The 17674-nt window shown below is 63.2% G+C and carries 17 protein-coding genes and 3 pseudogenes; 12 read left to right on the forward strand and 8 right to left on the reverse strand.

Annotated elements, in window-relative coordinates; all coding sequences use genetic code 11:
- Nucleotides 1-300: 300 nt before the first annotated feature.
- Nucleotides 301-942, reverse strand: a complete 642-nt coding sequence (locus NKH49_RS00005) for a peroxiredoxin-like family protein (protein WP_352617818.1) — start codon at nucleotides 940-942, stop codon at nucleotides 301-303.
- A gap of 417 nt (nucleotides 943-1359) precedes the next feature.
- Here NKH49_RS00005 and NKH49_RS00010 point away from each other — a divergent pair, with 417 nt between their 5' ends.
- Nucleotides 1360-1962, forward strand: a complete 603-nt coding sequence (locus NKH49_RS00010) for a cupin (RefSeq protein ID WP_352617815.1) — start codon at nucleotides 1360-1362, stop codon at nucleotides 1960-1962.
- Between the two features lie 55 nt (nucleotides 1963-2017).
- On the opposite strand, the gene NKH49_RS00015 is transcribed toward NKH49_RS00010, so the two are convergent.
- On the reverse strand, nucleotides 2018-2926 hold the full coding sequence (locus NKH49_RS00015) for a hydrogen peroxide-inducible genes activator (RefSeq protein ID WP_352617813.1): 909 nt from the start codon (nucleotides 2924-2926) through the stop codon (nucleotides 2018-2020).
- 147 nt (nucleotides 2927-3073) lie between these two features.
- Here NKH49_RS00015 and katG point away from each other — a divergent pair, with 147 nt between their 5' ends.
- Nucleotides 3074-5272, forward strand: coding sequence for a catalase/peroxidase HPI (gene katG, locus NKH49_RS00020; RefSeq protein WP_352617810.1), 2199 nt, complete (start codon nucleotides 3074-3076; stop codon nucleotides 5270-5272).
- A 79-nt stretch (nucleotides 5273-5351) separates the two neighbouring features.
- Here katG and NKH49_RS00025 read toward each other — a convergent pair whose 3' ends face one another.
- Nucleotides 5352-6029: an MIP/aquaporin family protein gene (locus tag NKH49_RS00025; protein WP_023677138.1), complete on the reverse strand. Its 678-nt coding sequence runs from the start codon at nucleotides 6027-6029 to the stop codon at nucleotides 5352-5354.
- Nucleotides 6030-6374: 345 nt separating this feature from the next.
- On the opposite strand from NKH49_RS00025, the gene NKH49_RS00030 reads away from it, so the two are divergent.
- From NKH49_RS00030 to NKH49_RS00040, 3 genes are all read left to right on the forward strand, one after another.
- The gene (locus NKH49_RS00030; protein WP_352617806.1) at nucleotides 6375-7664 is read left to right on the forward strand and encodes an RsmB/NOP family class I SAM-dependent RNA methyltransferase; all 1290 of its coding nucleotides are present in this window, start codon (nucleotides 6375-6377) and stop codon (nucleotides 7662-7664) included.
- Nucleotides 7665-7789: 125 nt separating this feature from the next.
- Nucleotides 7790-8248 (forward strand): PaaI family thioesterase, encoded by a 459-nt coding sequence (locus tag NKH49_RS00035; protein ID WP_023677140.1) that lies wholly within the window; start codon nucleotides 7790-7792, stop codon nucleotides 8246-8248.
- A 26-nt stretch (nucleotides 8249-8274) separates the two neighbouring features.
- On the forward strand, nucleotides 8275-8949 hold the full coding sequence (locus NKH49_RS00040; RefSeq protein ID WP_352617804.1) for a 5'-methylthioadenosine/S-adenosylhomocysteine nucleosidase: 675 nt from the start codon (nucleotides 8275-8277) through the stop codon (nucleotides 8947-8949).
- Here NKH49_RS00040 and NKH49_RS00045 read toward each other — a convergent pair.
- Nucleotides 8921-9247, reverse strand: a complete 327-nt coding sequence (locus NKH49_RS00045; protein ID WP_352617801.1) for a hypothetical protein — start codon at nucleotides 9245-9247, stop codon at nucleotides 8921-8923. The genes NKH49_RS00040 and NKH49_RS00045 overlap by 29 nt on opposite strands.
- A gap of 71 nt (nucleotides 9248-9318) precedes the next feature.
- Between NKH49_RS00045 and NKH49_RS00050 the strand changes: the two genes are divergently transcribed.
- From NKH49_RS00050 to NKH49_RS00075, 6 genes and pseudogenes are all read left to right on the forward strand, one after another.
- Nucleotides 9319-9852, forward strand: a complete 534-nt coding sequence (locus NKH49_RS00050) for a MarR family winged helix-turn-helix transcriptional regulator (protein ID WP_352617798.1) — start codon at nucleotides 9319-9321, stop codon at nucleotides 9850-9852.
- A gap of 55 nt (nucleotides 9853-9907) precedes the next feature.
- A complete protein-coding gene (guaA, locus tag NKH49_RS00055) occupies nucleotides 9908-11470 on the forward strand; it encodes a glutamine-hydrolyzing GMP synthase (protein ID WP_352473470.1) in 1563 nt (520 codons plus the stop codon).
- Nucleotides 11471-11677: 207 nt separating this feature from the next.
- A pseudogene (locus NKH49_RS00060) lies at nucleotides 11678-11977 on the forward strand (helix-turn-helix domain-containing protein); the annotation flags it as partial.
- Nucleotides 11978-12126: 149 nt separating this feature from the next.
- A pseudogene (locus NKH49_RS00065) lies at nucleotides 12127-13109 on the forward strand (zinc-dependent alcohol dehydrogenase family protein).
- A gap of 93 nt (nucleotides 13110-13202) precedes the next feature.
- The gene (locus tag NKH49_RS00070) at nucleotides 13203-13505 is read left to right on the forward strand and encodes a tautomerase family protein (protein WP_352502116.1); all 303 of its coding nucleotides are present in this window, start codon (nucleotides 13203-13205) and stop codon (nucleotides 13503-13505) included.
- 167 nt (nucleotides 13506-13672) lie between these two features.
- Nucleotides 13673-14524, forward strand: a complete 852-nt coding sequence (locus NKH49_RS00075; RefSeq protein ID WP_352541805.1) for a LysR family transcriptional regulator — start codon at nucleotides 13673-13675, stop codon at nucleotides 14522-14524.
- A 191-nt stretch (nucleotides 14525-14715) separates the two neighbouring features.
- On the opposite strand, the pseudogene NKH49_RS34885 reads toward NKH49_RS00075, so the two are convergent.
- From NKH49_RS34885 to NKH49_RS00095, 4 genes and pseudogenes are all read right to left on the reverse strand, one after another.
- A pseudogene (locus NKH49_RS34885) lies at nucleotides 14716-14927 on the reverse strand (P-type conjugative transfer protein TrbJ); the annotation flags it as partial.
- 7 nt (nucleotides 14928-14934) lie between these two features.
- Nucleotides 14935-15276, reverse strand: coding sequence for a nuclear transport factor 2 family protein (locus NKH49_RS00085; protein ID WP_352502118.1), 342 nt, complete (start codon nucleotides 15274-15276; stop codon nucleotides 14935-14937).
- A 4-nt stretch (nucleotides 15277-15280) separates the two neighbouring features.
- Nucleotides 15281-15682, reverse strand: a complete 402-nt coding sequence (locus NKH49_RS00090) for a VOC family protein (RefSeq protein WP_352502119.1) — start codon at nucleotides 15680-15682, stop codon at nucleotides 15281-15283.
- Nucleotides 15683-15692: 10 nt separating this feature from the next.
- The gene (locus NKH49_RS00095; RefSeq protein ID WP_352502120.1) at nucleotides 15693-16436 is read right to left on the reverse strand and encodes an SDR family NAD(P)-dependent oxidoreductase; all 744 of its coding nucleotides are present in this window, start codon (nucleotides 16434-16436) and stop codon (nucleotides 15693-15695) included.
- Nucleotides 16437-16568: 132 nt separating this feature from the next.
- Between NKH49_RS00095 and NKH49_RS00100 the strand changes: the two genes are divergently transcribed.
- The gene (locus NKH49_RS00100) at nucleotides 16569-17486 is read left to right on the forward strand and encodes an AraC family transcriptional regulator (RefSeq protein ID WP_352502121.1); all 918 of its coding nucleotides are present in this window, start codon (nucleotides 16569-16571) and stop codon (nucleotides 17484-17486) included.
- Nucleotides 17487-17674 lie beyond the last annotated feature (188 nt).

A 17674-nucleotide genomic window follows, 5' to 3' on the forward strand; every position in this document is an offset into this window, starting at 1 on the left:
GTCGTGCTGCATGCGCTGGCGAAGCGGAGAGATTGGTGCATCGGTCGACAGGGTAGCCATGGCGAGTTCCTCTCGTTGAAGGGAACTCCATGGTCAGATCGACCCCTCTACCCGCTCAAGTCAAAATGGCAGTCGCGCCATCTCAGAACGAGGCGCCCCTCCCGCGAAGCGGGTTCGTGCATTGGGCGCGAAGCGGTCATCCACGATCCTCAGGTTCTGACCCAGGACGGCCGTTCCCCGGTAGTGAGCGGGAAGGGCGCGGTCGTCGAGCGAGTGTCAGCCGCCTATTTCCGCAGCCCATCAATGTGCAACTTGGGAGGCCGCTGACATCAATTCCTCCGGATTCGGCGCCTTGAAGGTATTGAGGCCATCCTCCAGAACTTCAGTGAAGTTCCAGCGTACGATGCCCGCCCGGTCGATTAGGAATTGACCGACAAGCTGCCCCTGGCCGGAAGCCATCGCCTGCTGATCGGCTCCCGTAATCTCATATCCTTCCTTCTTGTTAAGAAACTCGTACATTGCCATGACGTCCATAGGCTCGGGCAACTCGCCCGGGAGATCGACACGGATCGCCATGACCGTGTCCATCCCGACCTCGCGCAAGCCGAAAGCACGGTGCGAGGCCCGCTCCGGGTCGGATGCGGCGAGAAGATCGGGTGCCGGGTGGTAACGGAAATAGAGCCGCGCCCGCTCTACCGGCGTATTGACCACCGCCAGGCATTCGATGCCTTTCTCACGCAGGGCCGGCTTAAGTTGCGCCATCGCCGCGACATGGCGCCGGCAGAACGGACAGTGCAGGCCTCGGAACAAACCGATCAACAACGGGCTACGGCCTCGAAAATCGTCGAGCGCGATCTTGCCTTCGCGGGAGATCGCATCGAGAATAATATTCGGCGCCCGGTCGCCCGGCTGCAGCGGGCGTTCGACATTACTCGTGGACATGGACAACCTCCTCGCCCCGGATAAGCACACCCAGCCATCCGGAGTTGAGTCCATGCTGGGCGACGCCGGGGCAAAAATGCGTTCGACCCTTGCCATATTGCCGAGGTCGAGATTACGCGCGTTGCAAGTGCATCATAACACGAAAAAAGCCTCTGCGGGTCGCCCGTTTCGCGAGCTGTCGCGAGCGCTGTGGCAAAACAGTGTAATCGTCTCATCCGTGCCATGGGACGACACAGCTGCGGGACCGATTGGATCTTCACATGCTTGCGGTGTTCAAGTCTTGAAACTTGGGCGGCTTCGCTGTGCCCGGACGTCAAATGCCGACCGCACAGATCGCGGAACTCTGCCCTCAGCGGAACCGACCCGCCATGCAGCCGGTTAATCGGCATGAAGCCACCACCAATCCAAGGCCGCACCATGAGCATTCTGCAAACCACGAAGAAAGCCGTCGAGCAGGTCACCGGTATCGCCAGGCCGGGCAGGCGAGAGGTCGCCGACCTCCTCAGGCCGCGCAAACCGAACGAGTTTCGTTTCAGCGATGATGGCCTGGTGCCCAACCATCCGTTCTGGCCGCTGGTCGTCTATCGCGGTGCCGTGACGCTGCCCGAAGACTTCGATCCGGCGGCTGTCATCGAGGCGCTTTTCGAGGCAAATGGCTGGGGCGATAGCTGGCGCAACGGCATCTACGGTTACGTCCACTACCATTCGCGGATACACGAGGTGCTGGGCGTTGCGCGCGGCACGGCCAAGGTCCGCTTTGGCGGCAGCAAGGGGCGGACGCTGCCGCTGAAGGCCGGCGACGTCGCGGTGCTTCCGGCCGGCACCGGGCACCAGCGTCTTTCCGCATCCGACGATTTTCTGGTTGTCGGCGCCTATCCTCCATCCGGCACCTATGACCTGTGTACGACCGCCGCCGACCATGCCAAGGCAGTCGTCTCGATCCCCAGGGTCGGCCGTCCGCGCAAGGACCCTGTCTATGGAAGCAACGGCCCGTTGCTCGCAGCCTGGAAAAAGGATTGAAGTCGTTTTCTTGCAGGTTGGCTTCGGGGCTAAAACCGGATCCTTGACCCGCCGCTCAAGCCGCCAGCACCGCCGCATCCAGCCTGCGGATGATCTTCGCCAGTTCGACGCACTCGTCGTGCCGGACCTTGTTGCGCCGCCAGGCGAGGCAGATCGTGCGTTGCGGCATCGGTTCCTGGAACGGCACGATCTTCAAATCGGGGATAGTGCTGGCCGGTCCGGCCGCCATTTCCGGGATGAGCGTGACGCCGAGCCCGTGCGCCACCATCTGTAAGAGCGTCGTCAGGCTGGTCGCGCCATAGCTTGCCATCGCCACCGGCCGCACGCTGCCGCAGACGGCGAGCGCCTGTTCGCGCAGGCAATGGCCTTCCTCGAGCAGCATCAGCCGCTCCAGCGCCGGGCTCTCCGGTGGCACCGGCGGCGAGGCGAAGGCGGGATCGCCGGCCGGCACGGCCAGGAAGAACCGGTCGGAGAAAAGTTCCTCGGTAACCAGGCCTGGGTAATCGAGAGGCAGCGCCGCAACGAAGGCGTCGAGCTTTCCCGAACTGGTGTCCTCGACCAGGGAGGCGGTCACGGCTTCGCGCAGTTCCAGCTGCAAGGCCGGGAAATGCCGTTTCAGCTCCGGCAGCACATGCGGCAGGAGATAGGGCGCCACCGTCGGGATGATGCCGAGCCGGAAGCGGCCTTCCAGCGCCGGGCGGCCGCGCCGGGCCGTCGCCTCGACGTCGCGGACGTCGGCAAGAATGCGCTCGATGCGCGGCAGCAGGGCCACGGCCTCGTCGGTCATCCGCACCACCTTGCCGCCGCGCTCGAACAGACGGCAATTCAGCCGCAGCTCCATCTCGGCGATCTGCGAAGACAGCGCCGGCTGGCTGACGCCGGCGAGTTTTGCGGCACGGCCGAAATGCAGCGTCTGCGCCAGCGCCTCGAAATAATGCATCTGCCGGACGGTCAAACCGATCATAAGGAAAACCTATCAGAATAAACAGCAAAGGCAATTTGTCTTTATCGGCTGGGCGGGCTAGTCTGGAACCATTCCAGGATGGCGCGGCCGCCGGCCCTGCCCGGAAAATCAACAAAATCCCGAAAAATCAACAAATCGGAGGCAAAGATGGACGCGAAAACCGACGACAACAGCGCCGGCAAATGCCCGGTCCCACATGGATCGGCCAGGAGGAGCAACCGTGACTGGTGGCCGAACCAGCTTGACCTTGGCGTCCTCCATCAGCAGTCCAGCCTGTCGGACCCGATGGACGAGGACTTCGACTACGCCAAGGAATTCAAGAGCCTCGATCTCGATGCGGTGATCAGGGATCTGCACCAGGTGATGACCGATTCGCAGGATTGGTGGCCGGCCGATTTCGGCCATTACGGCCCGCTCTTCATCCGCATGGCCTGGCACAGCGCCGGTACCTATCGCATCGGCGACGGCCGTGGCGGCGCCGGCGCCGGCCAGCAGCGTTTCGCGCCGCTCAACAGCTGGCCGGACAATGCCAATCTCGACAAGGCGCGCCGGCTGCTGTGGCCGGTCAAGCAGAAATACGGCAGGAAAATCTCCTGGGCCGACCTGTTGATCCTCACCGGCAACGTCGCGCTGGAATCGATGGGCTTCAAGACCTTCGGCTTCGCCGGCGGCCGCGCCGATGTCTGGGAGCCGGAGCAGGACGTCGACTGGGGATCGGAAACCAAGTGGCTCGCCGACGAGCGCTATTCCGGCGACCGCGAACTTCAGGGCCATCTCGGCGCCGTGCAGATGGGGCTGATCTACGTCAACCCGGAAGGCCCGAACGGCACGCCCGATCCATTGGCCGCGGCGCGCGATATCCGCGAAACCTTCGCCCGCATGGCCATGAACGATGAGGAAACCGTGGCGCTCATCGCCGGCGGCCATACCTTCGGCAAGACCCATGGCGCCGGCGATGCATCGCTCGTCGGCCCGGAGCCGGAAGGCGCCGGCATCGAGGCGCAGGGCCTCGGCTGGTCGAGCAAGCACGCCACCGGCATTGCCGGCGACGCCATCACCTCGGGCCTCGAGGTGACCTGGACCACGACGCCGACCAAATGGAGCAACAACTTCTTCGACAATCTGTTCAACTACGAATGGGAGCTGACCAAGAGCCCGGCCGGCGCCCATCAGTGGACGCCGAAGGGCGGCGCCGGTGCAGGCACCGTGCCGGACGCGCACGATCCCTCCAAGCGCCGCGCGCCGGCGATGCTGACCACCGACCTCGCGCTGCGCGTCGACCCGGCCTACGAGAAGATCTCGCGGCGCTTCCATCAGAATCCTGATCAGTTCGCCGATGCCTTCGCCCGCGCCTGGTTCAAGCTGACGCATCGCGACATGGGTCCGGCCGTCCGCTATCTCGGCCCGCTCGTGCCGAAGGAAGAGCTGATCTGGCAGGACCCGATACCGGCAATCGAGCACGAGCTGGTCAGCGAGCAGGACATCGCCTCGCTGAAGGCGAAGATCCTGGCCTCCGGCCTGTCCGTCTCAGAACTGGTCTCGACCGCCTGGGCCTCGGCCTCGACTTTCCGCGGCTCCGACAAGCGCGGCGGCGCTAACGGCGCCCGCATCCGCCTGGCGCCGCAGAAGGATTGGGAGGTCAACCAGCCGGCGCAGCTGGCCAAGGTGCTCGAGACACTCGAAAGCATCCAGAAGGGTTTCAATAACTCGCAGTCCGGCGGCAAGAAGGTCTCGCTTGCCGACCTGATCGTTCTTGGCGGCGTCGCGGCGATCGAGAAGGCGGCGAAAGACGGCGGCCATGACGTGGGGGTGCCGTTCACGCCAGGCCGCATGGACGCCTCGCAGGAACAGACCGATGTCCAGTCATTCGCCGCGCTCGAGCCGAAAGTCGATGGCTTCCGCAATTATGTCAGGGGCAAGCCGCCGATGTCGGTCGAAGCGATGCTGGTCGACCGGGCGCAGCTGCTGACCTTGACGGCGCCGGAGATGACGGTGCTCGTCGGCGGGTTGCGGGTGCTCGGCGCCAACACCGGTCAGTCGAAGCACGGGGTGTTCACCGACAGGCCGGGCACGTTGACCAACGATTTCTTCGTCAACCTGCTCTCCATGAACACGGTTTGGGATCCGGCCGCCGGTTCCGATGAAGTCTACGAAGCGCGCGACCGCAAGACCAGGGCAGTCAGGTGGACCGGCACCCGCGCCGACCTGATCTTCGGCTCGCACGCGCAACTGCGGGCGCTGGCCGAGGTCTACGGATCGGCCGACGCCGAGCGGAAGTTCGTCAGGGACTTCGTCGCCGCCTGGACCAAGGTGATGAACGCCGACCGTTTCGACCTCGCGGCCTGATCCGGGCATACGAATTCTCGACGCAACAAAAAAAGGCGCGGGCCTCGACCCGCGCCTTTTCCATGAAGCCTTCGAAAAATCAGTCTTTCTCGAAGATACCGGCCTTGGCGACCACGCCGGCGATGGCGCCGCCGATCAGCGGCGCGACGATGAACAGCCAGAGCTGGCCGATCGCCGCAGTTCCCGAAAACAGCGCCGGTCCGATCGAACGGGCCGGGTTGAGCGATGTGCCGGTCACCGGAATGATGGCGAAGTGCAGTCCGGCGAGCGTCAGGCCGATAACCAGGCCGGCGAAGGCCGTCGTGTGCTTGGCGTTGGTGACGCCGAGGATCACCGTGACGAAGGTGAAGGTGCCGATCAGCTCCCACAGGAAGGCCGAGCTGACGCCCCATTTCGTCACGTCCCAGCCATTGGCGCCGAAGCCGCCGGTGTGGCCGCCGACCTGTCCGGAGACGATGATCCACAGCGCCAGCGACGCGATGATGGCGCCGATGACCTGCGCGATCCAGTAGGGAATGACGTCCCTAGCCGGCATCCGCCCGGCGAGGAACACACCGAGCGTCACCGCCGGATTGAGGTGCGCGCCGGAAATCGGGCCGATCGCGTAAGCGGCCGCTATCAGGCCGATGCCGAACGCCAGACCGATACCTTCCTGGCCGAGCGGCAGCGCGCCGCCGAAGCCGCCCGTCACCACCGAAGCCGTGCCGATGAACACCAATAGAAACGTGCCTAGAACTTCCGCCAGATAAGTTTTCATTGCCCTCTCCTCGTATCGACCCGCGGCTCCGCTTTTTCTGCGACGCGAATCACCGCGCAAAGAGTATTCGCAACCGGAAAACTTGCAAAGCAGAGCAGTTTCGCAAGCCGCTATGCTTGTGAGCGCCGGATACGCACATTAGAGACTTATAATATATTGATCGAATTGTTCGTTCCGCATGCCGGCGCCCGCCTGGTGGCCGCGGCTCGCGATGCACCAATCCACATTCGTCACCCCTCGGCATGGATCGTCTCGCCGTCGGCGAAACAGAACTGTTTCAATCAGGGCACGAAAAGCTCTAAGAGCAGGGCCGGAATTAATTTACTGAGTAATGGAAGACGACAAATGAGACTGGGCGGGCGGCTGGCGGCAGCCATTGAAGTGCTTGACGACATTGGCCGTCGCCACCGGCCGGTGGCCGATGCGCTGAAGGACTGGGGCCTGTCGCACCGCTTCGCCGGCGGCGGCGACCGCGCCGCAATCGGCAACATCGTCTACGACGCGCTGCGCCGCAAGCGCTCGGCCGGCTGGCTGTTGGGCGAAGACACACCGCGCGCCATCGGCTTCGGCGCGCTGCTGCTCGAATGGGGCCAGACGGCGCAGTCGCTGAACGAGGCGCTCGAGGGCGACAAGTTCGCGCCGCCGCTGCTTACCGCCGACGAATTGAAAACGCTCGGCGGTCGCCGGCTTGCCGATGCGCCGCCGGCCGTAAGGGCAGACATCGCCGACTGGTGCATGCCGCTGTTCGAACGGGCGTTCGGCACGGCCTGGGTGGAAGAGGGTGCCGCGCTGGCGACGCGCCCGCCGCTCGATCTCAGGGTCAACACGCTGAAGGCCGATCGCGGCAAGGTGCTGGCGGAACTGGCGGAGACGGGCGCCAAGCCTGCCCGGGTCGCGCCGCACGGCATCCGCATCCCGCCGATCGAGGGCGATGGCAGGCACCCGAACGTGCAGGCCGAACCGGCCTTCCAGAAAGGCTGGTTCGAGGTTCAGGACGAGGGTTCGCAGATTGCGGCCGAACTGGCCGGCGCCGAACCTGGAATGCAGGTGCTCGATTTTTGCGCCGGCGCCGGCGGCAAGACGCTGGCGCTGTCCGCGGCGATGGACAATCGCGGCCAGATATTCGCCCACGATGCCGAGAAGGCACGGCTGGCGCCGATCTTCGACCGCATCCGCCGTTCGGAAAACCGCAATGTGCAGATCGTCACCAAGCCGGCCGAACTGGCGCCGCTCGGCAAGCACATGGATATCGTCGTGATCGATGCGCCCTGCACCGGCAGCGGCACCTGGCGGCGCCGGCCGGATGCTAAATGGCGGTTGACGCAAAGACAGCTCGACGCCCGCAAGGGCGAGCAGGAGACGATCCTCGATGCCGCCAGGGACTTCGTCAAACCCGGCGGCCTGCTGGTTTACATCACCTGTTCGGTGTTCGACGAGGAGAATGGCGACCAGGTTTCGGCCTTCCGGGGCCGCCATCCCGGTTTTGTCCCGCTCGATCACCGCCAGCTTTGGGACAGCCGTTTTGCGGGCCACGAAGCGGCAATGCGCATTGGCGCTGCGGGCGGCATTTCGCTGTCGCCATTGCTGAGCGGCACCGACGGCTTTTACTTCTGCGCGCTGCGGCGGGCCGGCTGAATCGTTGCCATCGATACAGGGCTAAGCCGAATGCTGCAGTGCAGCATTTGCGATTGCCTGCCGCCCACCCCTCTGCGATAAATGCCTTTGCAATAAGATTTGCCGAGAAACGAAGGGCGACGGCCATGGCAGCAAAGATCGTTCCTGCTCCCGATTATGAGGACCGCGTCAGGACGTCCTTCGCGCGCCAGAACGCGATGATGACGATCGGCGCCGAGCTGACGCTGGTGACGCCCGGCATCATCGAGATCGAAATGCCCTATTCTGCGGCGCTGACGCAGCAGCACGGCTTTCTCCATGCCGGCGTCATTTCGACGGCTCTCGACTCGGCCTGCGGCTATGCGGCATTCTCGCTGATGCCGGAAAATTCCGGCGTGCTGACCATCGAGTTCAAGGTCAATCTGCTGGCGCCCGGCAGGGGCGAGCGCTTCCTGTTCCGCGGCTCGGTGACCAAGCCCGGCCGCACCATCATCGTCGCCGATGGACAAGCCTATGCGTTCGCCGTCGACGGCGAGGCCAAGCTGATCGCCACGATGACCGGAACGATGATGACAGTGCTCGGCCGCGACGGAATCGAGGGCTGAGGAGCGGGTAGGGAGGATGGACGATCATGGCCGGCAAGACACCTGGTGAGCTCACCCCGATCTCCGGCAAGTCCGTTCTCTTCGTCATAGCGGCCGAGGCCGAATACGGTCCACACCTGCAGCGGCTGTTCACACCGCTGATGACCGGCGTCGGACCGGTCGAGGCCGGCGTCGGACTCAGCGCCGAACTATCCCGGCTGCATGCCGGGATGGCGCTGCCCGATCTCGTCGTGTCGCTCGGGTCGGCGGGCAGCCGGACGCTGGAGCAGACGGAAATCTACCAGGCCGTTTCGGTTGGCTACCGCGACATGGACGCCTCGCCCCTGGGGTTCGAGAAGGGCGCCACGCCGTTCCTCGACCTGCCTGTCAGCGTGCCGCTGCCGTTCAGGATACCAGGCGTCAGACAGGCGACGCTGTCGACCGGGGCGGCAATCGTCACCGGCGCCGCCTACGACGCGATCGCCGCCGACATGGTCGATATGGAGACCTTCGCCTGCCTGCGCGCCTGCCAGCTGTTCGACGTTCCGCTTATCGGCCTGCGCGGCATTTCCGACGGCGCGGCCGATCTGAGACACGTTGGCGACTGGACCGAATATCTGCACGTCATCGACGAGAAGCTGGCCGCGGCGGTGCAACTGCTGGAACAGGCGATCGCCTCAGGCGCGATCGACTTCAAGCTTGTTGGGGCGGCAGGTTCTTAGCGTTGCCGAACAGCACGCCGATCATCCTGAAGCGAACGGCGTTGTCGCGATTGATGTAAGTGACTGACCCGGGCTCGTGATCGAGGGTCCAGCGTCCGGTCGCGCCGGTGTCCCAGTCGGCGACATAACCGTCATCGAGCATCCGCCAGCGCCCGCTTCGCGCCTCGCCATCGTCGAGCAGCATGTGCGCGGCACCCTCGCATTCAAAATAGACGTAAGCCTCCTTGCCGTTTCGTTCCAACACATGGGTCATGCCCGGAATGAGCATTGCAAGGGCTTCCTTCTGAAGTGCTGCCATGATTTCCTCCTGAATTGAAGTCGCCGATTGCCTTGACCGGCATCGCCACTTAGAGTGAACTAGTAGTCAAGATGCTTGACTATGTATCGGGCGAGAAGAATTTGGTCAAGGACCTTGACGAAAAACCTGAAGCGCTGCCGGATCACATAGGTTGGCGGCTGTGGCAGGCGAGCCGCGCCTGGCAGACCGAGTTCGCCGCTGCGATGCGCGCTGCCGGCCATCACTGGTTCACCGAAGCGCGTGCCGGCCTGCTTGGACATATCCCGCGCGGCGGCATGCGCCAGTCGGCGCTGATCGAGCGCTCGGCGATCTCAAAGCAGGCGATTCAGCAATTGCTCGATGGCCTGGAGACGGAAGGTGTGTTGCACCGTCTGCCCGATCCGCAAGACGGTCGCGGCAAGCTTGTGCGCTACACCCGCAAGGGCCTGGACGCCCTGCGCGATGGCGACCGCATCAAGCTGCAGATCGAACGGAGCTATGTTGCCCGCCTTGGTCACGAGCGTTTCGCGGCGCTGATGGGCGCCTTGCGGTCACTCGATACAACGCAAACTGATGCATTGGACAAAGCCTCTGGCGTTCAGGACAACACACCGGAATCGAAGTGAAAGCGCGACCTCACAACCCATTGCGCCGACTCGTTTCTTTCTCTAAACGCTCGCCATGAAAACAGCCAATCATCCCGACACCGTCCTGATTGTCGATTTCGGCAGCCAGTTCACCCAGCTGATTGCCCGCCGCATCCGCGAGGCCGGCGTCTTTTCCGAGATCGTGCCCTTCCAGTCGGCCGAGGCGGCGTTCAAGCGCATCGATCCGAAGGCGGTGATCCTGTCCGGCGGTCCGGCCTCGACCGGCGACATCGGCAGCCCGCGCGCGCCGCAGATCGTCTTCGATGCCGGCGTGCCGGTGCTCGGCATCTGCTATGGCCAGATGGCGATGTGCGTGCAGATGGGCGGCGTCGCCGAAAGCTCCGACCACCGCGAATTCGGCCGCGCCTTCGTCGAGATCGCCAAGGACAGCCCGTTGTTCGAGGGCCTGTGGGCGCCCGGCCAGCGCCACCAGGTGTGGATGAGCCATGGCGATCGCGTCATCTCCCTGCCCAAGGGGTTCGAGGTGCTCGGAAAATCGGAGGGCTCGCCCTTCGCCATCTTCGGCAATGTCGAGCGCAAAATGTACGGCCTCATGTTCCACCCCGAAGTGGTGCATACGCCGGACGGCGCCAGGCTGCTCCGCAACTTCGTCCACAACATCGCCGGCATCGAAGGCGACTGGACGATGCGCGCCTACCGCGAGCACGCGGTCGAGACGATCCGCAAACAGGTCGGCAAGGGCAAGGTGATCTGCGCGCTGTCGGGCGGCGTCGATTCCTCGGTCGCGGCCTTGCTGATCCATGAGGCGGTCGGCGACCAGCTCACCTGCATCCTTGTCGACCACGGTCTGATGCGCAAGGACGAGGCATCAGGCGTGGTGGAGATGTTTCGCCAGCATTACAATCTGCCGCTGATCCTGGTCGACGCTTCGGACCGTTTCATCGGCGCGCTCGAGGGCGAGTCGGATCCCGAGAAGAAGCGCAAGACCATCGGGCGGCTGTTCATCGAAGTGTTCGAGGAGGAGGCCGAGAAGCTCGGCGGCGCCGATTTCCTGGCACAAGGCACCCTCTATCCCGACGTCATCGAAAGCGTCTCTTTCAGCGGCGGCCCGTCGGTGACGATCAAGTCGCATCACAATGTCGGCGGCTTGCCCGAACGCATGAACATGCAGCTGGTCGAGCCGCTGCGCGAATTGTTCAAGGACGAGGTGAGGGCGCTCGGCAAGGAGCTCGGCCTGCCCGACAGCTTCATTGGCCGGCATCCGTTCCCCGGTCCCGGTCTCGCCATCCGCTGTCCGGGCGGCATCACCCGCGAAAAGCTGGAGATCCTGCGCGAGGCCGACGCCATCTATCTCGACGAGATCCGCAAGGCCGGACTCTACGACGCCATCTGGCAGGCCTTCGCCGTGCTGCTGCCCGTGCAGACCGTCGGCGTGATGGGCGACGGCCGCACCTACGAGTTCGTCTGCGCGCTGCGCGCCGTCACCTCGGTCGACGGCATGACGGCAGACTTCTACCATTACGACATGGCATTCCTGGGAGCAGCCGCCACCCGCATCATCAACGAGGTACGCGGCATCAACCGCGTCGTCTACGACGTGACGAGCAAACCGCCAGGCACCATCGAGTGGGAGTGAGGGGTACAAACGGCGGCAATATCGTAGTTTGGGCGGCTAGTTTCATCGCCGCGCAATTACCGTTCTAGTCGAGTTTTTCACTCCGCTAAGCTGGCTTTCTCCATCTTTGCCCGGCAACTCCGATCTGCGGCCACTTCTAGTGGATTGATTGGGACGAAAGAGTCCTGTTGGGATTTCTGTTGTCGCCGCAGCGTGCGACGTTAGGGGATGCGTACTGGCATCAGCATTTCTGTAACGGCCTCGGACAGGGCTCGGCTTGAAGCGATCGTGGCGGGGCGGAGTTCGCCGCAGAAGCATGTCTGGCGCGGATCATTCTGCTGACCCGATCAGGGGCTTGGAACGCTCGCGATTATGGCGGCGACCGGCAAGTCGAAAACCTGCGTGTGGCGATGGAAGGAACGCTTCATGGCCGAGGGTGTCGAAGGACTGCTGCGCGTCAAGACCCGGCCTCCGGGCATCGCGCCGCTTGAGGCCAGGCTGGTCGACCAGGTCGTGGCGCTGACGCTGGTGCGCAAGGCCGGTTGCTCCAACGCTCGGGCCAAACATTTATGTTTGGATGTCGTGCAGTATCGTTAATCTCCAAGCGGCTTTAAATGGGGCAACGTAAGTCCGTCAACAAACAACGGAGTACGTCAATGTCCCAATCCACTCACACCATGCATGCGCTGATCTTGGGTCAGTTCAAACAGCCCTTCAGGCTCTCGGAAGTCTCGCGGCCCGTTCCTGGCGACGGCGAGGTTCTCGTCAGGGTCAGAGCGAGCGGCGTCAATCCTCTCGACACTAAGATCCGCGCAGGCGCTGCGGCACATGCGAAACATCCGCTTCCGGCGATTCTCGGCATCGACCTTGCCGGCGTCGTCGAGCAGGTTGGTCCGAGTGTCACCGCGTTCAAACGCGGGGACGAGGTCTTTGGCATGACCGGAGGCGTGGGCGGGAACCAAGGTTCGCTGGCCCAGTTCGCAGCAGTCGATGCGCGGCTGCTTGCACCGAAGCCCACGAACCTGTCCATGCGCGAGGCGGCAGCGCTGCCGCTGGTCTTCATCACCGCATGGGAGGGCCTTGTCGATCGTGCCAAGGTTTCGGCAGGTCAGAAGGTCCTGGTCCAGGGCGGTGCGGGCGGCGTCGGTCATGTTGCGATCCAGATCGCGAAGGCGTTCGGCGCCGAGGTGTACGCCACTGACGCAGCCGCGAAGAAGCCGTTGATCGAGCGCCTGGGAGCGGTCGCGATCGATTATCGCGAGAAGACGGTGGAGCAATATGTCGCCGAATACACGGACGGTCGCGGCTTTGATGTCGTCTACGACACCGGCGGCGGGACGGTGCTGGACGCGTCATTCGCCTCCGTCAAGCGGTTTGGCCATGTCGTCAGTTCCCTCGGTTGGGGTAGTCACGCACTGGCGCCACTGTCGTTCAAGGCGGCGACTATTCGGGCGTGTTCACGCTTCTTCCGCTGCTGACAGGCATTGGCCGTGAACACCACGGCGAGATCATGCGGGAGGCCGCGCGGCTGGCCGAGGCTGGCAAGCTTGTCCCGATCGTCGACCCGCGTCTCTTCACACTCGAAACAGCGAGCGACGCCTACGCTGCCATCGAAGATGGCAATGCCCAGGGCAAGCTGGTCGTCGACATAGACGTCTGATGCGGAACGTCGAAGCGGGCTGTTCCGGGACCGTGACAGCCTCCCAGACGACGTCTCCGTTCACGGATCCCAAGAACCTAAAAGGAAAACATCATGCCATATATTCGCGTTACGTTGGTCGACAACGTCTTCTCCGCCGAGGAGAAGCATGAAATGGCCAAGGCCCTCACAGACGTCATGGTTCGCTTCGAAGGTTCCGAGGCGTTTCGCGAAGTAGTGTGGGTCTTGATCGAGGAACTCCACACCGATGGCTGGCACATTGGCGGACGCCCGTTCGAAGGTCCGAAGTCTCTGATGGGCATGCTCGAACGAAGCAAGACGGTTTACGAGTCGATTGACGGAAATCCCGCGACGCGGGAGGAATTTGCTCGGTTGGCCCCACCCATATCTGCGTGACGGGCGGCGTGGATGCTCAAGAATCCCACGATTCGAGCCGGCGCTTGCATTCCCGGCTCGAATATATCGCGCCTCCCATGGCGCCCCGCCTCGATCTGCTGCATATGAAATCGCATGAAGATGGCGATCTTCGTGAGAATCCATGCGAGCACGTTTGAGTATCAAGGATGGAATGGAGCGATCTAAAGATATTTCTGGCTATTTCCCGCGAGGGCACTTTGGGCGCAGCAGCGCGCCGACTTGGGCAGACGCAGCCGACAATGGGTCGGCGATTGCGCGCGCTGGAAGAGGCTGTCGGCCATACGCTTTTCCAACGCAACTCCGACGGTTTTGTTCTGACCGACGAAGGTCAAGCGGTGCTCGGCCATGCCGAAAAGATCGAGGAAGAGGCGCTCGCCTTCGAGCGGCGGCTTGCCGGCGCCGAGGCGCATCTCGAGGGCAACTTGCGCGTTTCGTCGTCGGATTGGTTTGGTCACATCATGCTGGCTCCCGTTCTAGCCGAGTTTGGCCGCCGGCATCCGAAGCTATGCGTGGAGTTGCTCACCGACGCGCGCCTCTACAGCCTTCCCCGGCGAGAGGCCGATCTGGTGTTTCGGATTACCCCATTCAGCGATGTGGAAGTGATCTCGCGTCGACTGATGCACATTCCCTATGCGCTCTACGCACCAGCAGGCATGGCCTCCCCGTTGCTGGGAGACGGTGCGGGCGCGCGTTTGATCACCATGGATATGGCATACGCAGAAATGCCCGACGCAGTGTGGCTTAAACAGAAGCTGCCTAACGCTGAAGTCTGCCTGCGCAGCAACAATCGCGAGGTCCAGGCGCAGCTTTGTGCGCAGGGCGCCGGGCTTGCGGTTTTGCCGAGGCCACTGGGCGACCGCACGCCTGGGCTCGCAGCGATAGACATCGGCGAAACGCCACCCGGCCGGGATACCCATGTGGGCTACCACCGGGACTTACGGCGGCTCGCACGGTTACGAGCCTTGCTCGACCTAGTCATAGAGCGGCTCGCAAATTGATCTCTCGTCGATTCCATTCAGTGCACGTCGATGTCGTCGCGTCGAAGCGACGTTCTTGCGCGGCCTGTTCGAACCGGCGCAGGCGCTTCACGTCGCGCAGAGGGGGAGCGCCAAACAGACGCCGGAACTCACGATTGAATTGCGTCGCGCTTTCGCAGCCCAATTGAAATGCCGAGACGTTCCCCTCGATGCCCGCCGACGTTGTTCTGCCAGGGTTCGCGTGCGTCGGCGACGAGCTGCTGGTCCGGGTGGACATCGAGGCATTGCCGTAGGGTGATGTGCTACGCCTGGTCGATGTTCTGGACGTTGTACGCGACGCGTTGCGCTTCGCCCAAAAGCTGCTGCGTGCGCTGGACAGACTGCTGGAACTGTAGAGAGACGAGAACGGCAGGTTCGTAAAGCTAGTCTAGTTATTCGAGATCGGCGTCAATGCGAACGATCAGCCCGGCGGCATTAACCGAGATGTCAAGAAGGCCGGTCTCGTGACCAAAGTCTCCGGTGAAATTGACCCGCACGCGCGCTTGGCCGGCGCCGATGCCGTCGATCGAGAGGAAGCGGGTGACCGTGTGATAGCCTACGAAATACCGCTCGATGTAATCGCGGACGCCGGCATGACCGTCGAATCGGTGGCCGGTCGACGGGTCGTCGATCACCGCATCTGGCGTGAACAAGGTCACCGCCGCGTCGGCGTCGAACGCGTTGGTTGCCGCGATCAGCGCATCTGCCGCTTTGCGCAAGGTGTTGGCGGTCATCGCTTTAGCTCCCGTGCTGCCAGCTCTTGAAGACGAATTCGAGGCTGCAACCGTCCAGGTCTCTGACCTGCGCCGCATAGTAGCGGGGATCGTAGTGCAGCTGCGGTCCCTGTGCGTTGATCTTGGTCGCACCGGCCGCCAAAGCTTCGGCATGGGAGGCATTCACCATCGCTTCAGAATCGGCGGCGAAACCGACATGCACCGCGCCGGGTGCTGCCGAGCCCTCCCTCAGCCAGAAGAACATCCGGCCCTTGGCGCCGAAGCCCTTGAGGTCGGGATGCCCCGCCGGTCCGTCCTTACCGTCGTAGTCGAGGCGGTCGGTGACCCCGAGCATAGGAAGTGGCCTTTCGCAAAAGGCGATCGACCGCGCCGTATCATTTACTGTCAGGAGCACATGATCGAGCATGTGAGCTTCCTCAAATCATGTAGCCGCCGCCAATTTCGATGTTCTGGGCGTTGATCCAGCGGTTCTCGTCTGACAGCAGGCTGGCGACCATGCAGCCGACATCGTCCGGTTCGCCGACGCGACCGAGCGCAGTCTGCCCGGCGAGTAGCGCCTCGAATTCTTCGCTTAGCCCACCGCCAAGCTCGGTGCGGATGGGCCCCGGCGCGATCGAGTTGGCACGGATGCGGCGCTCGCCGAATTCCTTGGCCATGTAGCGCGTCAGCACCTCGAGGCCGCCCTTGAAGGAGGCGTAGGGCGCAACGCCGGCGGTCGCGACGCGGCTGGTTGCGCTGGTGACGTTCACGATCTGACCGCCATCGGCGATCAGGGGAAGCAGGGCCTGCGTGAGAAAGAATGGCCCCTTGAGATGCACGCGGAACAGTCCATCGAACTGCTCTTCGGTCACCGAGGCGATGGGGTTATAGAGCCCGTACCCCGCATTGTTGACGAGGAAATCGAAGGTCTTTCTGTTCCAGGTCCTTGCCAGCGCTTCGCCGACTGCGTCGCGAAACGCAAGGAACGCCGAACTGTCGCTGACGTCCAGCTTTATGGCGACTGCCTTGCCGCCATCCGCTACGATCGCCTTGCCGACCTTCGCTGCCGCATCCGGATTGCTGTTGTAAGTCAGGATGACACCCATGCTGCGCCTGGCGCACTGGATCGCGACGCTGGCGCCGAGGCCGCGGCTGCCGCCTGTGATGATGACGATGCTCATTTGGTGCTCCTTGGATTTGCTGACCAGGTGATAGGCGCGGGGGATCGCGGCCGCTCGCACGATCCTACTCGGATCTTGCCTATTTCTGCTTCCCTGTTGATCGGCGTGCACCGCTGTGAAACAACGATGCCCATGGGCACGCAGCTTCAGGAACTCAGGCAGCTGGCTTCTCGCGCGGAAAACCGCCGCACGGAGACGGGCATTCCGCGTGTCGCCATGGTTCAGGGCGACATACCGGAACATCAGCTTGCCGCCGTCTACGATCCCATGGTCAATCTGATCCTGAGAGGGTCGAAGACGATGACGGTCGGCGATCGGACGTTTCGCTACGATCCCGCGACCTATTTCGTGATGTCGGTCGATCTGCCGGCGGTTGGCTCCGTGCACCCATCTGAAAACGGAGAACCCTATCTGGCGATCAGCCTGACTCTGGAGCCGGCGATCGTCGCCAACCTGCTGGCCGACCTGCCCAAACCTGCTGGAGGTGAGCTCTACAGACCCGGCTTCTCCGTCGCGCCGGTCACACCGGACCTGCTCGACTGCTGGCTTCGCATGCTGCGCTTGATGGAGCGTCCGAACGAGATCGCAGCCCTGGCGCCTGCCTACGAGCGCGAGATCCTCTTCCGCGTGATGCAGGGGCCGCTCGGCTGGATGCTGCGTGATGTCGCCACGCCTGACACTGCTCTCTCGCGGATCGGGATCGCCATCCAGTGGATCAGGGAGAACTTCGCCAAGCCGTTGCGCGTCGAGGCTTTAGCGGAGATGGCGGCTCTCAGTGTTTCCGCGTTCCACCGCCATTTCAAGGCCGTGACGGCGCTCAGCCCGCTGCAGTACCAAAAGCACGTGCGCTTGCTACACGCCCGATCCCTGCTCATTGCCGGAGAAGGCAACGCCACGTCCGTCGCGTTCGGTGTGGGTTACGAAAGCCCAAACCAGTTCAGCCGCGAATATGCTCGTCAGTTCGGGTTGCCGCCGTCGAGAGATGTGGCGCGATTGCGCCAGAGAGGCCCACGCAACGCCGAACATTTGCTGGCGATCAGCAATGGATGAATGTCGCGGGGCGAACTCGCGGACGACGAAGGACTACACCGTAGGCAGGGCTTCAATTCAATCCTGCTCCGACGTGGAGATGATATCCTTGTCGAGTCACATTCTTTTTTCTGACACGCAAAGGGTGAGCGATAGGGGAGGGCACAGCAGGCCTCACAACGCGACCTTCACTTCGCGCGCCTGGCCAA

Origin of the sequence: Mesorhizobium sp. M1088 (assembly GCF_040318575.1) — a bacterium.
Taxonomy (GTDB): Bacteria; Pseudomonadota; Alphaproteobacteria; order Rhizobiales; family Rhizobiaceae; genus Mesorhizobium.